General features: G+C 64.4%; 23 protein-coding genes. 19 read left to right on the top strand and 4 right to left on the bottom strand.

Features of this window, described 5'->3' with window-relative positions; translation table 11 throughout:
• Window positions 1-42 precede the first annotated feature (42 nt).
• From P6U27_RS33250 to P6U27_RS33235, 4 genes are all read left to right on the top strand, one after another.
• Window positions 43-411 carry a YciI family protein gene (locus P6U27_RS33250; RefSeq protein ID WP_024337611.1) on the top strand — a complete coding sequence of 123 codons (369 nt, stop codon included), beginning with the start codon at window positions 43-45 and terminating at the stop codon, window positions 409-411.
• Complete coding sequence (locus tag P6U27_RS33245) at window positions 408-1,694, top strand: RNA polymerase sigma factor (RefSeq protein WP_407193375.1); 1,287 nt, start codon at window positions 408-410, stop codon at window positions 1,692-1,694. Before P6U27_RS33250 ends, P6U27_RS33245 begins: the two co-directional genes overlap by 4 nt.
• A 158-nt stretch (window positions 1,695-1,852) precedes the next feature.
• Entirely contained in the window at window positions 1,853-2,392 is a 540-nt protein-coding gene (locus P6U27_RS33240) for an SRPBCC family protein (protein ID WP_129144388.1), read from the top strand.
• 33 nt (window positions 2,393-2,425) lie between these two features.
• Complete coding sequence (locus tag P6U27_RS33235; RefSeq protein WP_407193374.1) at window positions 2,426-2,839, top strand: VOC family protein; 414 nt, start codon at window positions 2,426-2,428, stop codon at window positions 2,837-2,839.
• Between the two features lie 107 nt (window positions 2,840-2,946).
• Here P6U27_RS33235 and P6U27_RS33230 read toward each other — a convergent pair whose 3' ends face one another.
• From P6U27_RS33230 to P6U27_RS33220, 3 genes are all read right to left on the bottom strand, one after another.
• A complete protein-coding gene (locus tag P6U27_RS33230) occupies window positions 2,947-3,294 on the bottom strand; it encodes a hypothetical protein (RefSeq protein WP_407120766.1) in 348 nt (115 codons plus the stop codon).
• A gap of 532 nt (window positions 3,295-3,826) precedes the next feature.
• Entirely contained in the window at window positions 3,827-4,264 is a 438-nt protein-coding gene (locus tag P6U27_RS33225) for a hypothetical protein (protein WP_122405640.1), read from the bottom strand.
• Window positions 4,265-4,272: 8 nt separating this feature from the next.
• Window positions 4,273-5,061: an SDR family NAD(P)-dependent oxidoreductase gene (locus P6U27_RS33220; RefSeq protein WP_122405639.1), complete on the bottom strand. Its 789-nt coding sequence runs from the start codon at window positions 5,059-5,061 to the stop codon at window positions 4,273-4,275.
• A gap of 326 nt (window positions 5,062-5,387) precedes the next feature.
• On the opposite strand from P6U27_RS33220, the gene P6U27_RS33215 reads away from it, so the two are divergent.
• The 5 genes from P6U27_RS33215 to P6U27_RS33195 all read left to right on the top strand — a co-directional run bounded on the left by P6U27_RS33215 (window position 5,388) and on the right by P6U27_RS33195 (window position 8,769).
• A complete protein-coding gene (locus tag P6U27_RS33215) occupies window positions 5,388-5,792 on the top strand; it encodes a YciI family protein (protein WP_122405638.1) in 405 nt (134 codons plus the stop codon).
• A 74-nt stretch (window positions 5,793-5,866) separates the two neighbouring features.
• A complete protein-coding gene (locus P6U27_RS33210) occupies window positions 5,867-6,232 on the top strand; it encodes a YciI family protein (RefSeq protein ID WP_122405637.1) in 366 nt (121 codons plus the stop codon).
• Window positions 6,233-6,426: 194 nt separating this feature from the next.
• On the top strand, window positions 6,427-7,167 hold the full coding sequence (locus tag P6U27_RS33205) for a TetR/AcrR family transcriptional regulator (protein ID WP_122405636.1): 741 nt from the start codon (window positions 6,427-6,429) through the stop codon (window positions 7,165-7,167).
• A 121-nt stretch (window positions 7,168-7,288) separates the two neighbouring features.
• A complete protein-coding gene (locus P6U27_RS33200) occupies window positions 7,289-7,780 on the top strand; it encodes a DUF2852 domain-containing protein (RefSeq protein ID WP_129144384.1) in 492 nt (163 codons plus the stop codon).
• A gap of 221 nt (window positions 7,781-8,001) precedes the next feature.
• Window positions 8,002-8,769, top strand: a complete 768-nt coding sequence (locus P6U27_RS33195; RefSeq protein WP_407193373.1) for a serine acetyltransferase — start codon at window positions 8,002-8,004, stop codon at window positions 8,767-8,769.
• Between the two features lie 113 nt (window positions 8,770-8,882).
• Here the strand turns inward: P6U27_RS33195 and P6U27_RS33190 are convergent, their stop codons facing one another.
• Window positions 8,883-9,401, bottom strand: a complete 519-nt coding sequence (locus P6U27_RS33190; RefSeq protein ID WP_407193372.1) for a DUF2231 domain-containing protein — start codon at window positions 9,399-9,401, stop codon at window positions 8,883-8,885.
• 473 nt (window positions 9,402-9,874) lie between these two features.
• Between P6U27_RS33190 and tolQ the strand changes: the two genes are divergently transcribed.
• The 10 genes from tolQ to ftsH all read left to right on the top strand — a co-directional run bounded on the left by tolQ (window position 9,875) and on the right by ftsH (window position 22,378).
• Entirely contained in the window at window positions 9,875-10,591 is a 717-nt protein-coding gene (gene tolQ / locus P6U27_RS33185) for a protein TolQ (RefSeq protein ID WP_122405632.1), read from the top strand.
• Between the two features lie 43 nt (window positions 10,592-10,634).
• Window positions 10,635-11,087 (top strand): protein TolR, encoded by a 453-nt coding sequence (gene tolR, locus P6U27_RS33180; RefSeq protein WP_122405631.1) that lies wholly within the window; start codon window positions 10,635-10,637, stop codon window positions 11,085-11,087.
• 4 nt (window positions 11,088-11,091) lie between these two features.
• On the top strand, window positions 11,092-12,051 hold the full coding sequence (locus tag P6U27_RS33175; protein ID WP_122405630.1) for a protein TolA: 960 nt from the start codon (window positions 11,092-11,094) through the stop codon (window positions 12,049-12,051).
• A gap of 23 nt (window positions 12,052-12,074) precedes the next feature.
• A complete protein-coding gene (gene tolB, locus P6U27_RS33170; RefSeq protein WP_174221611.1) occupies window positions 12,075-13,436 on the top strand; it encodes a Tol-Pal system beta propeller repeat protein TolB in 1,362 nt (453 codons plus the stop codon).
• A 256-nt stretch (window positions 13,437-13,692) separates the two neighbouring features.
• The gene (locus tag P6U27_RS33165) at window positions 13,693-16,020 is read left to right on the top strand and encodes a bifunctional diguanylate cyclase/phosphodiesterase (protein ID WP_122405629.1); all 2,328 of its coding nucleotides are present in this window, start codon (window positions 13,693-13,695) and stop codon (window positions 16,018-16,020) included.
• A 162-nt stretch (window positions 16,021-16,182) separates the two neighbouring features.
• Complete coding sequence (locus tag P6U27_RS33160) at window positions 16,183-16,947, top strand: N-acyl amino acid synthase FeeM domain-containing protein (protein ID WP_209295110.1); 765 nt, start codon at window positions 16,183-16,185, stop codon at window positions 16,945-16,947.
• Window positions 16,948-17,291: 344 nt separating this feature from the next.
• Window positions 17,292-17,780, top strand: coding sequence for a peptidoglycan-associated lipoprotein Pal (gene pal / locus P6U27_RS33155; protein ID WP_018641585.1), 489 nt, complete (start codon window positions 17,292-17,294; stop codon window positions 17,778-17,780).
• A gap of 187 nt (window positions 17,781-17,967) precedes the next feature.
• A complete protein-coding gene (ybgF, locus tag P6U27_RS33150) occupies window positions 17,968-19,041 on the top strand; it encodes a tol-pal system protein YbgF (RefSeq protein ID WP_407193371.1) in 1,074 nt (357 codons plus the stop codon).
• A 77-nt stretch (window positions 19,042-19,118) separates the two neighbouring features.
• Window positions 19,119-20,177, top strand: coding sequence for a tRNA lysidine(34) synthetase TilS (gene tilS, locus P6U27_RS33145; RefSeq protein WP_407120775.1), 1,059 nt, complete (start codon window positions 19,119-19,121; stop codon window positions 20,175-20,177).
• 278 nt (window positions 20,178-20,455) lie between these two features.
• Window positions 20,456-22,378 (top strand): ATP-dependent zinc metalloprotease FtsH, encoded by a 1,923-nt coding sequence (ftsH, locus tag P6U27_RS33140; RefSeq protein WP_027573106.1) that lies wholly within the window; start codon window positions 20,456-20,458, stop codon window positions 22,376-22,378.
• Window positions 22,379-22,431 lie beyond the last annotated feature (53 nt).

Raw genomic sequence — 22,431 nt, 5'->3', positions numbered from 1 at the left:
CATATTGGCGCGTCTTCAGAACAGACGAGGAAAGTGCCGGCCATGCTTTACGCCATTCTTTGCTATCACGATGAGGACTTCGTCGGCTCCTGGAGCAAGGACCAGGACGAGGCCGTGATGAAGAAGCTCGCCGTGGTTCAGGAGAAGCTCACCAAACAGGGCCGGCTCGGGCCGGTGGCGCGGCTGTTGCCGACGACCGCGGCGGCGACGCTGCGCAAGGAGGATCCGCCACTGGTGCTCGACGGTCCCTATGCCGAGACCAAGGAGCAGCTGCTCGGCTTCTACATCGTCGACTGCAAGAATCTCGACGACGCGCTCGACGTCGCGCGTGAGCTTGGAGCCGCCAATCCCGGCGGCGCCTACGAGGTGCGTCCCGTCGGCGTCTTCCGGCCCGGAGGAAACCTGACGTGAGCGATGCCGACACCGCTTGGATCGAGACTGCGCTGACCTCGGCGCGACCCCAGGCGGTGGGCGCGCTGCTGCGCTATTTCCGCGATCTTGATACCGCAGAGGAGGCGTTTCAGAACGCCTGCCTGCGCGCGCTGAAAACCTGGCCGCAGAACGGGCCGCCGCGCGATCCCGCGGCCTGGCTGATCATGGTCGGCCGCAACGTCGCAATCGACGAGGTGCGGCGCGCGCGCAAGCAACAGCCGCTGCCCGAGGACGACCAGGCGATCTCCGATCTCGACGACGCCGAGGGCGCGCTCGCCGAGCGGCTCGACGGCTCACACTATCGCGACGACATTTTGCGGCTGATGTTCATCTGCTGCCATCCAGGGCTGCCGGCGACGCAGCAGATCGCGCTGGCGTTGCGCATCGTCTCCGGCCTCACGGTGAAGCAGATCGCGCGCGCGTTCCTGGTCTCGGAAGCCGCGATGGAGCAGCGCATCACGCGCGCCAAGGCGAAGGTCGCCGAGGCCGGGACGCCGTTCGAGGCGCCCGGCGCGGTCGAGCGCTCCGAACGGCTCGCCGGAGTCGCGGCGATGATCTACCTGATCTTCAACGAAGGCTATTCGGCGAGTGGCGACACCGCCGAAATCAGGAAGCCGCTGTGCGAGGAGGCGATCCGGCTGGCGCGGTTGCTGCTGCGGCTGTTTCCGAGCGAGCCGGAGATCATGGGCCTGACGGCGCTGATTCTCTTGCAACATGCGCGCAGCGCCGCGCGCTTTGCCGAGGACGGATCGCTGATCCTGCTGGACGATCAGGATCGTTCCTTGTGGAACGGCACCATGATTGCAGAAGGCCTCGCGCTGATCGACAAGACGATGCGCCACCGCCGCAGCGGACCCTACCAGATCCAGGCCGCCATCGCCGCGCTGCATGCGCGCGCAGCGACGCCGGGGGAGACCGACTGGACCCAGATCGATCTGCTCTATGGGGCGCTCGAAGTGGTGCAGCCCTCGCCGGTGGTGACACTCAACCGCGCGGTCGCGGTCTCGAAGGTGCGCGGGCCCCAGGCTGCGCTCGACCTGATCGAGCCGCTGGCGCCGAAGCTCGCCAACTACTTCCATTTCTACGGCGTGCGCGGCGCCTTCCTGATGCAGCTCGGCCGCAACGACGAAGCCCGCATCGCCTTCGACCGCGCCATCGCGCTCGCCAATACATCGGCCGAAGCCGCCCACATCCGCATGCATCTCGATCGCCTGATCCGGGACAGCCAGCCGAAGCCGAAGGAGAGCGCCAAGGCGAAATGATGTCTCACGGTCATTCCGGGGCGCCCGGAGGGCGAACCCGGAATCTCGAGATTTGGTCCTTCGGACCATCCCGGAATGACGGGCAAGAAAAATCTCATCGGCTCCTGTCGGCCCCTGCCGCGCCCTTTCGTCTTAATCCGGTATCCAAGGAGCCATTCATGCTGAGAGCCGTTGCCATCATTGCCGTCGTGCTCGCGATCGGAATCGCAGGCATTCTCGTCTTCGCCCTCACCAAGCCTGACACATTCCGCGTCGAGCGCAGCCTCGCCGTGAAGGCGCGGGCCGATGCGATTTATCCACTGGTTGCCGATTTCCGCCGTTGGACCGCCTGGTCGCCCTATGAGGGACGCGATCCCGCCATGAAGCGGACGTTCGGCGGAACCGCGGCGGGGAAGGGGGCGACCTATGCCTGGGACGGCAACAACAATGTCGGTGCCGGCCACATGGAGATCCTGGAGGCGAACGGGCCCTCGAAGCTCCGCATCAAGCTGGATTTCGAGCGGCCATTTGAAGGGCACAATGTCGCCGAGTTCACCTTTGTGCCGCAAGGCGATGCCACACTCGTCACATGGGCGATGTACGGTCCGGCCCCGTTCCTGTCCAAGCTGATGCAGGTCTTCATCAACATGGACAGCATGATCGGCAAGGATTTCGAAGCGGGCCTCGCCGGCCTGAAGAAGCTCACCGAGAAGCAATAGGTCTCACTGCGAACGAAGAAGAGGAGAGAAACGATGCTCAATCCGTATCTGTTCTATCAGGACACCTGCGAAGCGGCGTTCAACTACTACGCAAAGGTTCTCGGCGGCAAGATCGATGCAATGATGCGGGCCTCGGAGGCGCCGCCGGACATGCCCGCGGCACCCGGCCGCGAGAAGATGATCATGCATGCGCGCATGTCGCTGCCCGACGGCAGCGTATTGATGGCCTCCGACGCGCCGCCCGAGCATTTTCAGAAGCCGCAGGGCTTCTCGATTTCCCTCACGATCACGGATCTCGCGGATGCCGAGCGCAAGTTCAACGCGCTGGCCGACGGGGGCAGCCTCACCATGCCCTTCAGCAAGACCTTCTGGGCCAAGGGCTTTGGCATGTGCGTCGACAAGTTCGGCATTCCCTGGATGGTGAACTGCCCGGCGGAGGGAATGTGACGGGCGCGACCGCGCGCGCGATCCGTTGAGTTGCGGTCCCCTCTCTCGATGCTGCGGGAGAGGGATATGCATGGACTCGTTACGGCGCCGATCGGCCGTCTGTCCTCTCACCGGATCGACCCGGTGACGTCCTCGCGCGGCGAAGGCTCCAGGCAACGAGGACAGATCACGAGCTTGCTGCCGAGCTGCCTGTCGTTCTCCGCCTGTATTTCGTCATGGACCGCCCACCATGCCTCGGAATATGGACGCAAAGTACCGAGTACCCTTTCCCGCTCCTGATTGGGATCACTTGCCGTGAGTGCGTGGTCCGTGACGCCCCGCTTCGCGACGTGAGGACGGTTCGGATCCTTGCCAAGACCATCCCATGCGATGGGGCGACGTTCCTGCGCTGGAGCGCCTGCGCCTCCGAGCAGCGCTGTGCAAAAAGTGAGCAAGATGAAGCCGTATCGAATCATGCCAGGCCTTCGCTACGTATGGGACGCGCAGAATGCGGGTGAGACACACGCACCACGTCAGTTCGATGGAACTCAAAGCAAAAACAAATCTGCCGGCATGGACGAATGTGACTCCTGCTTTCGCATCACTTTGCGGGCGCAGTGAGGCCGCTTCGTGAAACCAACTGCATCGCACAACAATTGGCGCAATATTGGGCTGTGATCTGCACGCCAGAATCGCTATTGGTGATTCATAAAAGCTACAAACTGGGATGGACGTCACTTGCAAGGGAGCGACCGATGGCGGCGGCGCTACAGATCAATTTTGCTCTTTGGGGAATGCTCATCTGCGCCAGCGCAAAGCTGGTGCCGGTGATACAGACTCTTTTCTGAACGTAGCCAGCGCCTGATGGCGCAGATCACCCGTGCGCACGCTGGATGCGAGCGCAGGTAACATGGCGTATGGCCTCGAACCAGCCAGGCAAATCGCCTTCGATGTGATGCGGTTCCCAGCGCTCATTCACGTCACGCGCCTGGCGGCTGCCGGCTTTCATCAGCGACAACGCGGATAGATCGCGGCGAGATCACGTCCCTTCAACAGGAGCAACCGCGAGGTGAGGCCGCCACGGCGGCTGATCCAGTCGCGCACCGGGCCGGGATAGGCGGCAAGCACCGCGACCGATGCCTCCGGCTCGGCATAGAAATGTCCGCGCCGGTCCACCGAGCGCGCGGCGTGGAACCCGAGCACCGCGCGCTTGGTGACGCAGATGCGCTCGCCTGGGACGATGCTGAGCACCAGCGTGCAGGCGGACAGGCAGGGACCATCGATCACCACGCGCTCGCCGCTCTCGCGCACTTTCTCGAACAGATCGAGGAAGGGCCCGACCTGTCCGCCTGGGGACTGGATGATGCGGATCTCGGCTCGCGCCGGTGTCGCCGCGATCAACACGGCCGCGAGCATCGTGATGGTGACGAACGCGGCGCGTTGCATGAGCACTCCTACCCGTTGCGGCGCTGGCCGCGCAGCGTCGGCAGGCCGATACCTGCCGCATCGAAACCGCCATCGACGGCCAAAATTTGGCCGGTGATGTAGCTGGCGCGTTCCGAGCACAGAAAGTAGATCGCTTCCGCGAGTTCCTCCTCCAGGCCGTAGCGGTTGAGCGGGATGGCATCGTGGTAATCGGCGCGGATCTCCTTGGTGTGCACCTGCTTCGCCATCGCTGTGTCGACCGGTCCCGGCGCAACCGCGTTGACGCGGATGTTGAGGGAAGCGAGCTCGACCGCGAGCTGCTTGGTGAGGTGCGCAAGGCCCGCCTTGCTGGTGCCGTAGGCCGAACGCAGCGTCGAAGCACGCACGGCCGAGATCGAGGTGATGTTGACGATGGCGCCGCCATTGCCGTCACGCATCAGCGGCACCGCCGCCTTGGTGCAGAGGAACGGTCCGGTGAGGTTGACCTCGAGCACGCGGCGCCAGTCAGCCTCCGACGTCTCCATCAGCGGCGCGAACACCGCGATGCCGGCGTTGTTGACCAGCGCATCCAACCGGCCGAACCGCCGCTCCATCGTCGTCATTGCAGCGCTGACTGCGGCTGCGTCGGAGACATCGCAGGTCAGCGCCAGCGTCGCCTCGTTTTGGCCGATGTCGGCGATCGCGGGGCCGAGCAGGTCGCCCTCGATATCGAGCAGCGCCACGCGCCAGCCCTCGGAAAGGAACTTCTTCGCGGTCGCAAGCCCGATGCCGCGTGCGGCTCCGGTGACGAGGGCGACTTTTTGCGCGGCTTGCGGCATTGGCTGATCTGTCCTTCTGGCGGAAACGGAAGCCGCACGGGCGGCCAGCGCCTTTTACTTCGCTTCCGTTGCGGTAAGAAGAGCGCCAGTCCATCTCCGTCAGCCTGGGGCCGCCGCTTCTTCAGCGGCAAGGGCAAAGGCCCGGCTGCGTCGGGCCGCTTCATCCTTGGAGGCTCGCCGCGCCTTGCACGGCGAGCTGGCGCCGCGCGCCGAGCTGCCAGATAATTTTCGTCATCCATGTCGGTTCCCTGACAGTTCATTCGTCTTGGAAAGTGAGGGCGTGGCCCCGCCGCTGCTCGCCCCGACAGTGAAAGCAAGGAAACCTCATGCGATTCATGATGCTGATGATTCCGCTTGGCTACGAGAACGCGCCGCCGGACGTGCAGCTCGATCCCGAGCGGGTTGCCGCGATGATGCGCTACAACGAGGCGCTGAAGGATGCCGGCGTGCTGATCACGCTCGACGGCCTGCATCCGCCCTCGATGGGCGCGCGCGTCTCGTTCGCGACCGGCGTGCCTGTCGTGACCGACGGGCCCTTCGTGGAAGCCAAGGAAGTCCTGGGCGGCTATTGGATGATCGAGGTCGCCTCGCGCGAGGAGGCGATCGCCTGGGCGAAGAAGTGCCCGGCTTCGCCGAACGAAATCATCGAGATCCGGCAGGTACAGGAGATGAGCGATTTTCCGCCCGACGTGCAGCAGGCCGCCGCCGGTTTGGAGGAACTGAAGAAGTAACCACCGCGGCCGCGATGAGATCGCGGCTGTCGTCAACCGATCAACAGATCAATCGATCAACAGAGGAGAGGCCGATGAGCACCGAACACAAATTCCTCGCCGTCTATCTCGGCAGCATGACCGGGTCGAAAATGGCGGCCTGGCGCGCGCTGCCCGAGGCCGAGCGAAAGGCGAAGGAGCAGGAGGGCATGGCTGCCTGGCACGGCTGGGTCGAGAAGCACAAGTCGGTCATCGTCGATCTGGGCGGCCCGCTCGGCAAGACCCGCAGGATCGACGCGAATGGCATCACCGAGATCAGCAACGCGCTCACCGGTTTCACCGTAGTGCGCGCCGCATCGCAAGAGGAAGCTGCCAAGCTGTTCGAGAACCATCCGCATTTCGCGATCTTTCCGGGCGAGGCGATCGAAGTGATGCCGGTGCTGCCCATTCCGCAGATGTAGCTTCGGGTGAGGTCTTTGCGGGGCCGTTGGGGTCCTGCAGTCATTCCGGGCGATGCGAAGCATCGGATCCGGAATCTCGAGATTCCGGGTCCGGCTCTTCGAGCCGTCCCGGAATGACTGCGGAGAATACGGAGTTAATTCTGCCTCATCGCCGCTAGTGACCTTCACGCCCGGCTCATGTAAAGGTCGTTCACATGAGCTGGCGCAAGGAGCAGCGCCGCGCCGAGCGCGGCTATCACCACGGCAATCTGAAGGAGGCCCTGTTGCAGGCCGCTCTCGGCCTCATCGCCGAGAAGGGCGCGGCGGGCTTCACCTTTGCCGATGCCGCGCGCATGGCCGGCGTCAGCGCAGCGGCGCCCTATCGGCATTTCCGCGACCGTGACGAGCTGTTGTCCTCGATCGCCCAGCGTGGATTCGAGCAGTTCGAGGCGCGCCTGTCCGCGGCTTGGGATGACGGGCGGCCCGACACGGTCACCGCGTTCGAACGTGTCGGCAAGGCCTATCTCGCCTTCGCCCGCGAGGAGCCCGCCTTCTACAATGCGATGTTCGAATCGGGCGTGCCGGTCGATGCCAATCCCGCGCTCCAGGCGGCCAGTGAACGGGCCTTCAACATCATCCGTGCCGCCGCCGAGCGCCTCGCCGCGCTCACGCCGCCCGGCACTCCCCGTCCGCCGGCGATGATGATGGCGCTGCACATCTGGTCGATGTCGCATGGCGTCGCCTCGCTGTTCTCGCGTGGCGATGCAGCGCGGCGGAAGCTGCCGATGTCGCCGGACGAGCTGCTGGAGGCCGAGGTGCTGATCTATCTGCGCGGGCTCGGCTTCCCGATTGACCGCCGTCCGGCCGGCAAGAGTGCCGAGCCGCCGCCGGTGCCGCCGGAGGCTCCCTCCGGTTCGGGAGTCCCGCCCGGCGGCCCCTGGGGCAAGCCGAAATAAGATTGCGCAAATAATCACGCGGGCGTGTCTTGCGGCCAGCTTGACAAAATCGCGGGATGGTCTAGCTATGTAAATGTTATTTACATTCACAACGGCGCGGATGCCGTGATGGAGATGGGAAATGGCCTACACCGCTGATGTCAATCGATGGCGCGGCCCTTCGGACCAATACCAACAGTACGAGCGTCCCGGAATGCTCGATACGCCCTGGCATCCCGGCTGGATCGCCGTGACCATTCTCGGCTTCATCATTTGGTGGCCGATCGGACTTGCCCTTCTCTTTTTCACACTAGGGAGCAGAAGAATGTCGTGCTGGAGCCATCAGGATCGCTGGCAGAACAAGATGGAGCGGATGCAGTACAAGATGGATCGCATGCGTGACCGCATGGAGCGCCGCGGCTTCGGCTTTGGCTTCGGCCCGCCGTCCTCCGGCAACCGCGCCTTCGACGAATATCGCGCCGAGACGCTGCAGCGCCTCGAGGAAGAGCAGCGCGAGTTCAAGGATTTCCTGACCCGTCTGCGCCACGCCAAGGACAAGGAAGAGTTCGACCAGTTCATGGCGCAGCACCGGACACGTCCGACCCCGCCGCCGACCGACCAGCAGCAAGGCTGATCTGAAGGTTCGCACCTCTCAAAGCCTTCAGGCGCATGCCCCCAAAGTCCTGATGGCCCCGAGCCGCCCGTCTGCGTGACCCGCAGGCGGGCGGTTTGGCTTGTACAGCGCCTCGATCGTCAGGCCCCGCGGCCGACAGCAAGCACGTCGCGGAGGCGAGACTGGCGCCTCGATGTGGACCGCCTATATTCGCCGTCACGGCACAGGCGAGCGGAGCGACGATGGCGGAAGCTGCGATGGCGGGTAGCGACGGCCTTTGGCAAAAGGTTCGCGACGAGGCGCAGCGCTCGGCCAATGCCGATCCTGTTTTCGGCAAAGCCGTCGCCGGTGCCATTCTCGCTCATGATGATTTCGCCGCGGCCCTGGCCGATCTCATCGGGAGGCGGCTTGCGAGCAATGCCACGGAGCGCATGCGCTTCATGGCTTTTTGCCGCGCCGCCTTTCGGGGCGAGCCGGACTTGATCGAAGCGGCCGGCCGAGACCTCTTGGCCATCGCGCGCCGCGACCCCGCCGTCGCCGACCTGCTGCCGCCACTGCTTCATTACAAGGGGTACATCGCGCTGCGGGCCTGGCGCGTTTCGAACTGGCTCTGGCGCCATGATCATCGCGATGCCGCGCTGCTGTTTCAGAACGAGGCGTCGAACCTGCTCCAGGTCAGTATTCATCCGACGGCCAGCATCGGGTCCGCCGTGTATCTCGATCACGCCACCGGCATCGTGATCGGCGCCGACGTCGTCGTCGGCGACGACGTCACCATCCTTCAGAACGTCAGCATCGGCCGCAGCAGCGAACTGCCGGCGCGCTCGCCGCGCATCGGCTGCGGCGTCTACATCGGCGCGGGCGCAAGCATCCTCGGCGACATCAGCATCGGCGATCTCGCAAAAATCGGCGCCGGCACTGTCGTGACGAGCGACGTCCCCGCTGGCTGCACGGCGGTCGGCAATCCTGCGCGACTGACCAACTGCCCCGAGTCCGCCTTGGCCGCCTGAGACGTCCTTCGCTTAAAGCATGATCCGGAAAAGTGCGAAGCGGTTTTCCGGAAAGATCATGCGTAAACAACAAGCTGAAGCGCGATGACGATTCATCCAAATCTCATCGCGCTTTAGGCGGCGCGGCGGTGGCTTTCGCCGCCATGAGGCGGCGTGACCGGCTCCGAGCTGGTCTGGCCCGGTGCATCCAGCACGGCGACGTGATGCCGGTAGACCATCTCCCACCCCTTCCATCCCGTGAACAGCAGGATGCCGACCACGATCAGTGAAAGCACCACGCCCCACGGCTTGATCGCAGCCTCCGCACCTTGCGCGTAGCGAAGATAGAAATTGACCAGTGCCAGCACGACGGCCGTGAGATTGCCGACCATGTGGTACCAGGCGTCATTGAGACTGCGGATGCGCGGCTCGCTCAGGAAGTCCGTAAATCCGGCTACGGCGGCAACCAGCGCCATGACGATGCCGGCGCCGATCAGCCACATCGCGGCGCGCGCCCAGAAGGCGTCGCCGGTTCCGATGAAGGCCAGATCGGCAATGGGCGCGCCGACCAGGAACGCGACGGGGAACGGGATGAGCATGGGGTGGAGCGGGTGATCGCCGATGGCGGCGGTCGTCTTTGGGTTGATGGTCATGGCAGGGGCTCGCCGAAAGTCATTTTCCGGACAATATTCCGGGGCGAGGGAGGTTCCCTCGGTTGCACGTGCGCGTGGAACTTATGCCCTCGGACGCAGCGCAGCGTCGCTTCGACGATGCGGTGCGTCCGGACACGAGCCATGGCCGCCCGCCGCCATCCCCCTGCGCTGCCTGCCTTTCCGGCAGCCAAATTCGTGGCCGGTAACCCCGCATTAACTATCGCCGGGCTCTGGTAAGAGCGGACAGTCGCGCCCGAAGCCGTGTCGAGGCCCTTAGTTTTGACATCTTGGCGGGGAATGCAGGCGGCCGGCTTTGGACGAGCCTTTGGACCAGCCCTGCACCTCAGAAAGACAAGGCTTTGAGCGGGCTTGCTGGCCCGCGCGCCGGTACTAGCGCGGCTGTTGGGGAATACAGGCAGCGATTTGCTGGCCGAATGACATTAGGTAACGATCGCCTTGAGAGGATACTGCTTATGAATCCGGCCGACGTGGCTCAGTCAGCCCTTCCGGTTGCTGCCTCCGCCGACGTGTCGCTGATTGCGCTGTTCTGGCAGGCTCACTGGATCGTGAAAGCGGTGATGCTGGGACTTCTGTCCTGCTCGGTCTGGGTCTGGGCGATCGCCATCGACAAGGTCTTTCTTTACGCGCGCACCCGGCGGTCGATGGACCGGTTCGAGCAGGCGTTCTGGTCCGGCGAGTCGATCGAGGAGCTCTATCGCACGCTGTCGGCCAAGCCGACGCATTCCATGGCGGCCTGCTTCGTGGCGGCGATGCGCGAGTGGAAGCGTTCCTTCGAGAGCCATGCCCGCTCGGTCGCGGGGCTCCAGATGCGCATCGACAAGGTGATGAACGTCTCGATCGCGCGCGAAGTCGAGCGCCTGGAACGGCGCCTGCTGGTGCTGGCGACCGTCGGCTCTGCCGGCCCTTTCGTCGGCCTGTTCGGCACGGTCTGGGGCATCATGTCGAGCTTCCAGTCCATCGCGGCGTCGAAAAATACCTCCCTGGCAGTCGTCGCCCCCGGTATCGCCGAGGCGCTGTTTGCGACCGCAGTCGGCCTTATCGCCGCCATTCCTGCCACTATTTTCTACAATAAGTTCACGTCCGAGGTGAACCGTCAGGCTCAGCGGCTGGAGGGCTTCGCTGATGAATTTTCAGCCATCTTGTCCCGTCAGATCGACGAGCGGGGCTGAAGGACGGCATGTATAGTGTGAAGGGCAATTTGGGCACGCGATCATGGCCATGAACGTTGCGAGTTCGTCCGGCGGCGGTGGACGCCGCGGCCGGCGCAAGCCGGTCGTGGCCGAGATCAACGTCACGCCGATGGTCGACGTGATGCTGGTGCTGCTCATCATCTTCATGGTGTCCGCGCCGATGTTGACGGTCGGCGTGCCGCTCGACCTGCCCCAGACTCAGGCCAAGAGCCTCGAAAACAACGACCAGAAGCCGATCCAGATGTCGGTCGACATCAAGGGCAAGGTGTTCATCAACGATGCCGAGATCGCGATCAACGAGCTGATACCCAAGCTGAAGGCGATCACGGACGCGCGCGGCGGGCTCGAGGAGCGCATCTATCTGCGCGCCGACAAGAAGGCGGATTACGGCACGGTGGCCAAGGTGATGGGCCTGTTGTCCGGCGCCGGATTCAAGAAGCTGGCCCTCGTCACGGAAGCGGATCAGGGATCTTGAAGCCGTGAAGGTGAACGTCGACAAGACACTCGTTGCGTCGATTGCCCTCCATGTCCTGGTGCTGGGATGGGGCCTCCTTACCTTTAGCAGCAAGGCCTACATCGCGCCGGAGGAGTCGCTTCCGGTCGACATCATCTCCACCGATCAGCTCGCCAAGATGATGGCGGGACAGAAAACCGGCAAGAAAGAAGAGCCGAAGCCCAAGGTCGAGAAGATCGCGGAAGCCAAGCCGGAGGAAGACGCGGTCGGCAAGGTCACCGAGAAGAAAGAGCTGATCAAGACCAATTCGCAGCCGGAGCCGCCGCCGAAGCCGGTCGAGAAGCCGGTGGAGAAGAAGCCCGAGCCGCCGAAGCCCGTCGCCGAGGCCAAGCCGAAGGAAGAGCCGAAGCCGCAGGAAAAGAAGCCTGATCCGGCCAAGGAAGATCCGATCGCCGAGCTCCAGAAGAAGCTGGAGACCAAGAAGCCGCCGCCCAAGCCCGTGGAGCAGAAGGTCGCGGCAGTGCAGCCGCAGCAGCAGCCGAAGCCGAAGGAGCGCACCTTCGATCCCGCGCAGATCCAGCGCGATCTCGACAAGCGCGCCGCGACCCGGCACGAACTTGCCGGCACGGCGCTGAATGCGTCGGCCTCTCTGGGGGCGGCGACTGGGACGGCCGCCAACAATGTCGCGACCTGGCGCGGTGCATTCCAGGGCGCGGTCAAGCGCTGCTTCACGCCCACCTATAATGGGCAGGACGCCGATCAATACGAAGCCGACATCGACATTCCCATGAAGATCGACGGATCGCTCGCATCCGAGCCCATCGTCGTCGCGGTGAGGGGACCGTCGCGGTCGATCGCTCAGGCGGTTGCCGAGAGCGCCAAGCGCGCCATCGTGCAGTGCCAGGTCTATTCGTTCATGCCGAAGCAGCAGTATGAGAGCTGGAAGCTCATTCCGATGACCTTCGGTCTGAAAGATATGTTGTGACATCCGAACAAAAGAATTTTGCAATGAATGACGCCCGATCGATCACCCGCCGCCGTTTTATGACCGTCACCGGATCGGCGCTTGCCATGCTCGGGGGCGGCCACGCCTTCGCCCAGAGTCAGCCGCGGCTTCGCATCGATCCCACCGAATTCCAGCCGATCCCGATCGCGATCTCCGGCTTCGTGCCAGGCTCCCCGTCCGACGGCGACGTCGGCAACGGCGTCACGCAGGTCATCACCAACAACCTGAAGCGCTCGGGCCTGTTCGCGCCGATCGATCAGGCCGCCTTCATCGAGCGCATCAGCAACATCGACGTCGCACCGCAATTCCAGAACTGGAAGACCATCAACGCGCAGGCCCTCGTCACCGGCCGCATGACGCGGCAGCCGGACGGCCGCCTCAAGGCCGAATTCCGCCTGTGGGACGTGGTCACCGGCCAGCAGCTCGCGGGACAGCAATATTTCACGTCGCCGGAATATTGGCGCCGCATCGCCCACATCATCTCCGACCAGATCTACGAGCGTATGACCGGCGAGAAGGGGTATTTCGACAGCCGCGTCGTGTTCGTTGACGAGACCGGATCGAAGGAGCGCCGCGTCAAGCGGCTTGCCATGATGGACCAGGACGGCGCCAATGTGCGCTACCTGACCCGCGGCTCCGACCTCGTGCTGACGCCGCGCTTCTCGCCGAATTCGCAAGAGATCACCTACATGGAGTTCGGCCAGGGCGATCCGAAGGTCTATCTCTTCAACATCGAGACTGGCCAGCGCGAGATCGTCGGTAACTTCCCCGGCATGACCTTTGCGCCGCGCTTCTCGCCGGACGGCCAGCGCGTCATCATGAGCCTGCAACAGGGCGGCAATTCCAACCTGTTCGTGATGGATCTGCGCTCGCGCTCGACCACGCGTCTCACCGACACGCCGGCGATCGACACGTCTCCGTCTTACTCACCGGACGGCAGCCGTATCTGCTTCGAGTCCGATCGTGGCGGCAGGTCGCAGATCTATGTGATGGCGGCAGGCGGAGGACAGGCGCAGCGCATCTCCTTCTCCAAGGATGACACCAACGCCAGCTATTCGACACCGGTGTGGTCGCCGAAGGGCGATTACATCGCCTTCACCAGGCAAGGCGGCGGGCAGTTCTCGATCGGCGTCATGAAGCCGGACGGCTCCGGCGAGCGGCTGCTCACCTCCGGCTTCCACAATGAAGGTCCGACCTTCTCGCCGAACGGCCGCGTGCTGATGTTCTTCCGCGATCCCGGCGGCAACAGCGGGCCTTCGCTCTACACCGTCGACATCTCCGGCCGCAACGAGCTGAAGGTGCCGACACCGGGCTTCGCCTCCGACCCGGCATGGTCGCCGCTGCTGTCCTCCACGTCGGGCTGACAACATCGCAGTTGAAGCATCGCGTGTTCAGACGCGCGATGTTTTCGAAAAAGCGCGCCGATTTTTCCGCGTTCGTTGCGAAGGGCAAGACTTCCTTCACCTTGTGCCCGGCAAGGCTTGCCTAGCTGCTTGATATGTAAGAAGAAATCGCTTCGCTATTGCCGAAAAACAACTCGGCTTTAACGATGTTCCCTCAGGAAAGCTTCATCTCGGCTCGGTAAGACTACGCGCCGAACAGGACGCGCGTACAAACCAAATGCAGTTCGCAAGCCAGAGCGGAGAGCAGGGGCAGCCGCCGCCGGTCAACCCGGCAGCGCAGATCGATTCGCTCTTTGAAGCGCCGGGACCACTGCTGGCCGGGCTCATCTTCGTATCGATCGGTGCTGCGCTGACGGCACTGAAGACGGGCGAGCCCCTCGTTTGGGCGTGTGTGGCGTTTCTCGTCTTGGCCGGGTCGGTGCGGGCGATCGATTTGCGCCGCTATCAGGCGCGCAAGTCGAACGTGACCGCCGAGGCGGCCAAACGCTGGCAGACGCGCTATCAAATCGGGGCGATGATTCAGGCCGCTGCGATTGGCACCTGGTGCGGCACGACCCTGCTCGCTACCGACGACGCGGTCTCACATATGATTGCTCTGTCGGTCACTACAGGCATTGCCGCAGGGGGAGCGGGAAGGGCGTATGGACGACCGTCGATCTTCCATTTTCAGGCGGTGCTCATCTTCACCCCGGCGGTCTTGGCATTGGCGTGGCGCGGCACGCCCTACTATATCGCAATGGCCGTTGTGAGTGCTGCCTTCCTGCTCGCGATCATGCAGCTCTCGGCCAACCTCCACAGGATATTCATGGGAGCCGTGGTGGCGCGTGAGCGCGAGTCGGCGCTCGCGGGTCAGTTCGATACTGCCCTGAACAACATGCCGCACGGGCTTTGCATGTTCCACCTCGATGGGCAGCTCGCGGTGATGAATCACCGTTTCGCCGCGATGATGAGCCTGCCCGATAATCTGCCGCAGAGCGGCGCCAGCGCACGCGACATCATCGCCGCCTGTGTCAAAGCCGGGGCCATCTCGGCTGCGAACGGCGAGCAGATCATCGCTGGCCTCGAGAGTTCGCGGGAGAATGAGATCATCACCGTCGATACGAACATCGAGCGAAATCGGTCGCTGTCCTGGACCGTTCAGCCGATGGCGGACGGAGGAGCGGTGCTGCTGCTCGAGGATATTACGGAGCGGCGCAATGCCGAAGCCAAGATCAGTCACCTCGCGCGCTATGATGACCTCACGGCCCTGCCGAACAGGGTCAATTTTCGCGACGAAATCGAGCACCTGCTGGCTGTCTCGCACGACGCGGGGCAGCTCTCCGCGCTGCTGTTCATCGACCTCGACCAGTTCAAGCAGGTCAACGACACGCTGGGCCATCCCTGCGGCGACCAGCTCCTGTGCGCCGTCGCCAACCGCCTGCGCGAGATGCTGCGCCCCGAGGATTTCGTCGCCCGGTTCGGCGGCGACGAGTTCGTCGTGTTCCAGCAGAACCTCAACACGCCCGAGGACGCCGCAGCGCTCGCCCGCCGCATCGTCGAGCGGTTGAGCGAGCGGTATCGCATCGACAATCACCTGGTCGAGATCGGCGCCAGCGTCGGCATCGCACTGACCTCGCCGGACGGCACCAGCGCCGATACGCTGCTCAAGAACGCCGACATGGCGCTGTATCGCGCCAAGGCCGACGGCCGCGGCACGTTCTGTTTCTTCCGCGACGAGATGGCGGCGACCGTCGAGGCGCGCCGCATCCTCGAGCTCGACCTGCGCAAGGCGCTCGCCAACGAGGAATTCGAGCTGTTCTTCCAGCCGCTGGTCAATCTGAAGTCCGGCAAGATCACCACCTGTGAGGCGCTGCTGCGCTGGAATCATCCGGTGCGCGGCACGGTTTCGCCGGTCGATATCATCCCGGTCGCCGAGGACATGGGCCTGATCGTCGATCTCGGCCGCTGGATCCTGCGCCGCGCCTGCATGGAATGCATGAAGTGGCCGGAGAGCGTCAGCGTCGCCGTCAACTTCTCGCCGCAGCAATTCCACCAGCGCGATGTCTTGAGCGAAATCCGCTACGCGCTCGAAGTGTCGGGCTTGCCGGCGCATCGACTGGAGATCGAGATCACCGAGTCCTCGCTGCTGCGCAATACCCAGCTCACGCACGACATCCTGTCGCAACTGCACGCGCTCGGCGTGCGCATCTCGCTCGATGATTTCGGCACCGGCTACTCCAGCCTCAGCTACCTGCACAATTTCCCGATGCAGAAAGTGAAGATCGACCGCTCCTTCCTCGAAGGCATCGATGCCGACCGGCCGTTGACGCTGCTGCGCGGCGTCGCGCGGCTGTCCGCCGACCTCGGGATGTCCGTCGTGGTCGAGGGTATCGAGACCAACGAGCAGCTCGAGCTGATCAGCGCCGACGGCACCGTGACCGAAGGGCAGGGTTACCTGTTCAGCCGGCCCGTTCCGGCGGTGCGAATCCGCCAATTGCTCAACGCCTCGCATGGCCGTCGTATGCCTGACGACCAGCTCGCCCTCGTGTCGTCGCGATCGGCCTGATCCTTTTCCGGCGGCTCCTTCATCGCAATCGGCTCGCGCTTGCTCCGTAATCTTGCGGACCCGCAAAGGTTAACCCTAACAGTTCTAAAGCTTTGCAATTTCGTTAAGGAACCATTAATCTGCTGCTACTCGCGGAAGTTGCTTGGAGTTTTGAGGTAGCAGATGAAGTCCGGAGCCGAACCGACCCCGGCGCTCCTTCCCCGAGGGGCCGCGTTGTTTGACCGTATCGATTACCGACTGATCGAGACTCCCGAGGACAAGGACAACCTGTATTTGATGCGCTACCGCGCCTATCTGCAGGCCGGTCTGATCGAGCCGTCCGCTTCACTGCGCGTCAGCGATCGCTTCGACGAATCGCCCAACACCTGGAATTTCGGGATTTATGTTGATGGAGAGCTTTGCAGCTCCGTCCGTATCCATCTTCTGACGTCGGAATGGCGGATGTCCTATACCACCGAGGTGTTCGGCGACATCCTGCATCCCCGCCTCGATCGCGGCGAGGTCTTTGTCGATCCGTGCCGGCTTGTTGCAGATCCCGACAAGCACCATCGCTTCCCCGAGTTGCCCTACCTGACGGTCCGCCTGGCCTTTGTCGCGTGCGATCATTTCAATGCCGACACCGGGCTTGCCATGATCCGGACCGATCATCAGGCATTTTACCGTCGCATTTTCCTGCATGAGACCATTTCACCGGAGCCGCGGGGCTTTCCGGGCTGGCCCACCAAAAAGGCGGTCCTGATGGCCACCGACGTCCGGCGGCAGCGGGATAAGGTGCTGGCACGCTTTCCGATCATGCGCTCCAGTGCGTTTGAGCGGCGCATGCTGTTTGAGCGCAGCACCTCGCGGCCGGCTGCCACGCGGCCGGTGCTGCTGACCTCGCCGCGGAACCTGGATGTGACGGCCCCAGCATTCGGCTCCGCCTGCTAAAGCGCGATGAGATTTGGATGAATCGTCATCGCGCTTTAGCTTGTTGTTTACGCATGATCTTTCCGGAAAACCGCTTCGCACTTTTCCGGATCATGCTTTAGGACCATCCACACCTTCGATTCGGCCCAAATTTACAGCAAAAGCCGGCGGGTTTGCCGACCGACGCGGCTTGCCTTCACCCTCGCGCCACATTTACAACTCATTAACCATGCCGGTTGCTTTTCGCCGGTTGGGGGCATTTGACCGGCTGTGGCAAGGTTCCGTCAAGGTTGACGGAACGTTCGCTTAACCAACCCCCTGTAGACCGGACAGCAGTGGACTAACGTGAGCGTGGAGGCTCCGGAATGAAACATCCTATGCGTATCCTCCAGGGATTGAAGCTGGCCGCGGTGCTCGCCGTCGCGCTGTCGATGGGCGCCTGCGCCAACAAGAATGCTGCGACGGATGCGATGGCCAATGCGGCGACGCCCGGCAGCCAGCAGGATTTCGTCGTCAACGTGGGCGACCGCGTGTTCTTCGAAAGCGACCAGACTGATCTGACCCCGCAGGCGATCGTGACCCTGGAGAAGCAGGCGCAGTGGCTCCAGACCTATCCGCGCTACAGCTTCACCATCGAAGGTCATGCCGACGAGCGCGGCACCCGCGAATACAACATCGCGCTCGGCGCCCGCCGTGCCCAGTCGGTGCGCTCGTTCCTCGCCTCGCGCGGCATCGATCCGAATCGCATGCGCACGATCTCCTACGGCAAGGAGCGGCCGGTGGCCGTCTGTAACGACATCTCCTGCTGGTCGCAGAACCGCCGCGCCGTCACTGTCTTGAACGCGAGCTCCTGACGTCCGGTCAGGTGCCGTTCAGCTTCGGAATTGGATGATGCCGGCGCCCTCTCGGGCGCCGGTTTCGTTTCAGCATTCTGTGACTTAAAACCCCTTGGTACCAGTCACATTTTTGGCGTACTCCACTTCAATGTGTGGCGCGTCGAATGTTCCGTCGCAGGCCATTCGCTTTTGTCGTCAGGGCAAGATGTCATCCAGATTTAAGGTCTTTACCGGCACCGTGGCGACCGCCGCGCTGCTTTCTTTGGGGTCGCCCGCACTTGCGCAATCGGTCTTCGCGCAGTCGGATGATGCCGACCCGGAGATGCGGATCGAGCGGCTGGAGAACCAGCTGCGCCAGCTCACCGGCCAGAACGAGGAGCTGCAATACCGCAACCGGCAGCTCGAAGAGCGGCTGCGGGCGCTCGAGGGCGGCGCGCAAGGCGCGCCCGGACAGGCACCCACCGTCGCGGCGATGCCGCCCGCGCAGGTGGCACCAAGTCAGATTGCGCCCGGCTATCGCCAGCCGCCGCAACAGCCGGCCGTGCAGCCGACCTACGAGCAGCCGCAGATCGCCGCGCCCGCGCCGATCGTTCAGGAGCAGCCGGCGCCCGGCGCACCCGGCACGCGCCGCCGCGGCGATGCCTTCGACCCGAGCCAGAACCCGAATGCGCCGGGCGCACCGCGCGCGCTCGGCGGCGGCCAGCAGCCGATGCCGGCAGGAACTCCGAGCGGGGCACCCGGCGGCCGTGGCGCCGGCGAGCCGCTCGATCTCGCCAATACCAGCCCCCGCTACCAGCAAGGTGTGCCGCCAGCCGCACAGCCCGGCTATCCGCCGGCCCAACCCGGCTATCCCGCGCCATCGGGCGGCACTGGCCTGACGACGCTACCGCCCTCGGCGACGGCGCGCGACGAGTTCGACCTCGGCATCGGCTACATGCAGCGCAAGGACTATGCGCTTGCCGAGCAGACCATGAAGAACTTTGCGCAGAAATTTCCGAGCGACCCGCTCGTCGGAGACGCGCAATACTGGCTCGGCGAGAGCTACTTCCAGCGCCAGCAATATCGCGACTCCGCGGAGGCCTTCCTCGCCGTGACCACCAAATACGAAAAATCGGCCAAGGCGCCGGATGCGCTGCTGCGGCTCGGCCAGTCCCTCGCCGCGCTGAAGGAGAAGGAGGCCGCCTGCGCCGCCTTCGGCGAGATCGGCCGCAAATATCCGCGTGCCTCCGCCGGCGTCAAAGCCGCGGTCGACCGCGAACAGAAGCGGGTGAAGTGCTGACGTCCGGGGTCCTGACAACGCGGATGGTGCTGCGCTAGACATCGGAACCATCCGCCGGCGACTGTCAGGGCCGCGTCATGTCAGACGACGACAATTCTCCCATCTCGGCGCGCGAGGCGAGGCGGCTCTTCGCCGGCCTGAAGGCTGCGCCGGCGCTGGTGCTCGCGGTCTCCGGCGGGCCCGACTCGGTCGCGCTGATGTGGCTTGCCGCCCGCTGGCAGCGCAGCCTCGCGCGCGGCCCGCAACTCACCGTCGTCACCGTCGACCACGGCCTGCGCCCCGAGGCAGCCCGCGAGGCACGCGAGGTCAAGCGGCTCGCGAACCAGCTCGGATTGCCGCATCGGACCCTGCGCTGGCGTGGCGCAAAGCCGAAGACGGGCCTGCCTGCCGCTGCGCGCGAGGCCCGTTACCGCCTGCTCGCAGAGGCCGCACGTGCCGCCGGTGCGAGCCATGTGCTGACGGCCCACACCCGCGACGACCAGGCCGAGACCCTGTTGATGCGCCTCTTCCGCGGCAGCGGGCTGGCCGGGCTGTCGGCCATGGCGCCCCTCAGTGAGCGCGACGGAATCGTGCTGGCGCGTCCGCTGCTCGATGTTCCGAAATCGCAGCTGATCGCGACCTTGAGGCGGGCGAAGGTCGGCTTTGTCGAGGACCCCACCAACCGCGACACTGCCTTCACCCGGCCGCGGCTGCGCGCGCTGCTGCCGCTTCTCGCGGCCGAGGGCGGCGATGCCCGCAATCTGGCGCGGCTCGCGGCAAGGCTGGCGCGGGCAAATGCGGCGGTCGAGGTGCTGGCCGACGGCGCCGAGCGCTTCCTCCGTCTGCGGGATCGCGGCGGTGCGCCGCAGGCGGACGTCCGAAGCTTCGAGGCCTCGGCCTTTGCCGCCCTGCCGGAGGAGGTCCGGCTGCGGCTCCTGCTGCGGGCCATCAATGCGCTCGGACATGAAGGACCGGCGGAACTCGGCAAGGTCGAAACCCTGCTGTCCGCATTGGACGAGGCCATTGCCGCAAGTCTCGATGCCCGCGCCACTGGCCGGCCGGTCCTGAAGCAAACCCTCGCGGGAGCCTTGATCAGCCTCGCCGGCGGGCGTATCCAAATCGCACCGGCGCCGGCAAGGCGCCGTGGGAGTGGGTGAGCTCGGGACTGGGGCGGATCATGACACCAGCCATTTCGGCCCCGCGCCATCAGAACACCTTAACCAGGCAGGAAAAACCCCGCTCCGGGCGCCATTATTTCAGCGGGAATCGCTCTAAGATGGGCTAAATAGTCCCATCTCATTCCCTTGGCAGCGACCCGGACGGCACCTAAATTGTATGCGTCTAACCGAGAGGATTCCTTGGGGATTTTCTCTAGCTTGCCCAAGTAGCTCCTGAAGGACCAGGCCGCGATCCGCGCGACCACGAAGGAAGATCGATGAACGCCAATCTGCGCAATTTCGCCCTCTGGGTCATCATTGTTTTGCTGCTGTTGGCGTTGTTCACGCTCTTCCAGAATCCGGGTCAGCGGGCGTCCTCGCAGGACATCGCCTTCTCCCAGCTGCTGAGCGAAGTTGATCGCGGCAATGTCCGCGACGTCGTGATCCAGGGCCCGGACATCCACGGCACCTTCACCAACGGCTCGAGCTTCCAGACCTATGCGCCGAACGATCCGACGCTGGTGAAGCGGCTCTACGACAGCAAGGTGCAGATCACCGCGAAGCCGCCGGGCGACAACGTGCCCTGGTTCGTCTCGCTGCTGGTCTCCTGGCTGCCCTTCATCGCGCTGATCGGCGTCTGGATCTTCCTGTCGCGGCAGATGCAGGGCGGCGCCGGCAAGGCGATGGGCTTCGGCAAGTCGCGCGCGAAGATGCTGACCGAAGCGCATGGCCGCGTCACCTTCGAGGACGTCGCCGGCGTGGATGAGGCCAAGCAGGATCTGCAGGAGATCGTCGAATTCCTGCGCGACCCCGGCAAATTCCAGCGCCTCGGCGGCCGCATCCCGCGCGGCGTGCTGCTGGTCGGCCCGCCCGGCACCGGTAAGACCCTGATCGCGCGTGCGGTCGCGGGTGAAGCCAACGTGCCGTTCTTCACCATTTCCGGTTCGGATTTCGTCGAGATGTTCGTCGGCGTCGGCGCGAGCCGCGTCCGCGACATGTTCGAGCAGGCCAAGAAGAACGCGCCCTGCATCATCTTCATCGACGAGATCGACGCTGTCGGTCGTCACCGCGGCGCCGGCCTCGGCGGCGGCAACGACGAGCGCGAGCAGACGCTGAACCAGCTGCTGGTCGAGATGGACGGCTTCGAGGCCAACGAGGGCGTGATCCTGATCGCCGCGACCAACCGTCCTGACGTGCTCGATCCCGCGCTGCTGCGGCCGGGCCGCTTCGACCGCCAGGTCGTTGTGCCCAATCCCGATGTCGTCGGCCGCGAGCAGATCCTCAAGGTTCACGTCCGCAAGGTGCCGCTGGCCCCCGATATCAACCTCAAGACCATCGCGCGCGGCACGCCGGGCTTCTCCGGCGCCGACCTGATGAACCTCGTCAACGAGGCTGCGCTCACCGCCGCCCGCCGCAACAAACGGATGGTGACGCAGGCCGAGTTCGAGGAGGCCAAGGACAAGGTGATGATGGGCGCCGAGCGCAAGTCGCTCGTCATGACCGAAGAAGAGAAGCTCTTGACGGCCTATCACGAGGGCGGCCACGCCATCGTCGGTCTCAACGTGCCCGCGACCGATCCGATCCACAAGGCGACCATCATTCCGCGCGGCCGTGCGCTCGGTATGGTCATGCAGCTGCCCGAGCGCGACAAGCTGTCGATGTCGCTGGAGCAGATGACCTCGCGCCTTGCCATCATGATGGGCGGCCGCGTCGCCGAAGAGCTGATCTTCGGCCGCGAGAAGGTGACCTCGGGCGCCGCCTCCGACATCGAGCAGGCCACGCGCCTTGCCCGCATGATGGTGACGCGCTGGGGCCTGTCGGAGGAACTCGGCACCGTCTCCTATGGCGAGAACCAGGACGAGGTCTTCCTCGGCATGTCGGTGTCGCGCACGCAGAACGCATCCGAAGCCACCGTTCAGAAGATCGATTCCGAGATCAAACGCCTGGTCGAGGAAGGCTACAAGGAAGCGACCCGCATCCTCACCGAGAAGCGCGCCGATCTCGAGACGCTGGCCAAGGGCCTGCTCGAGTTCGAGACGCTGACCGGCGAGGAGATCGTCGACTTGCTCAGGGGCAAGAAGCCGAACCGCGAGTCCGTGCTCGAGCCGACCACGCCGCGCGCCTCCGCCGTGCCCCCGGCCGGCAAGCCGCGCCCGCGTCCGGATCCGGATCCTGGCCTCGAGCCACAGCCGCAGGCCTGATCGAGAAGCGGCAGATCGAAATGAAGAACGCGGCGGAAACGCCGCGCTTTTTT

Source organism: Bradyrhizobium sp. STM 3566 (genome assembly GCF_045571445.1).
GTDB lineage: Bacteria > Pseudomonadota > Alphaproteobacteria > Rhizobiales > Xanthobacteraceae > Bradyrhizobium > Bradyrhizobium vignae.
The sequence above is the reverse complement of the archived record's forward strand: the minus strand, read 5'-3'. Positions and strand labels throughout refer to the sequence as shown.